1 rRNA gene is annotated in these 242 nt (G+C 52.1%); it reads right to left on the bottom strand.

Annotated elements, in window-relative coordinates:
• Positions 1 to 242: ribosomal RNA gene (locus SB771_RS36550) — 23S ribosomal RNA — on the bottom strand; the annotation flags it as partial.

The following is a 242-nucleotide window of genomic DNA, read 5'->3' as shown; positions in this document are numbered from 1 at the left end:
CGCTTTTCAGCCTCGCCTTAGGGACCGACTAACCCTGCGTCGATTAACGTTGCGCAGGAAACCTTGGTCTTTCGGCGTGCGAGTTTTTCACTCGCATTGTCGTTACTCATGTCAGCATTCGCACTTCTGATACCTCCAGCAAGCTTCTCAACTCACCTTCACAGGCTTACAGAACGCTCCTCTACCGCATCACCAAAAGGTGATACCCGTAGCTTGGTGCATGGTTTGAGCCCCGTTACATC

This window comes from Burkholderia sp. SIMBA_051 (assembly GCF_046534915.1).
GTDB lineage: Bacteria > Pseudomonadota > Gammaproteobacteria > Burkholderiales > Burkholderiaceae > Burkholderia > Burkholderia ambifaria.
This window is presented reverse-complemented; position numbering and strand designations above follow the sequence as displayed.